At 62.0% G+C, this 263-nt stretch carries 1 protein-coding gene; it reads left to right on the plus strand.

Annotated features, from left to right (window positions below):
• Positions 1-263: hypothetical protein (locus MFF24_RS28720; protein ID WP_238229228.1), on the plus strand; the 263-nt coding region annotated here is incomplete at both ends.

The raw sequence follows: 263 nt of genomic DNA on the forward strand, positions 1-263 counted from the left end.
GTCCGGGACCGACGGCATCGACGGGTTCGAGATTGGCATCGCGCTGCCCTCGGGCCACCATGCGATTCAACGCCCAAACCACCGCTCAGCACCGAAAGTGCGGAAGAACCGCAACTTTGACCCCTTGAGGCGGGGGATCGGCGTCCAATTCTGGTTCATCCGCACTTTCGGTGCTTTTGGGCTATCGTTTGCCGAAGCTCTGCCGGTCTCGGTTCATGCGACATGCAGGACGCGCTGGCGCAGCAGATCGAACTTGGCTCGGC

Source organism: Methylorubrum aminovorans, assembly GCF_022179725.1.
Lineage (GTDB): Bacteria > Pseudomonadota > Alphaproteobacteria > Rhizobiales > Beijerinckiaceae > Methylobacterium > Methylobacterium aminovorans.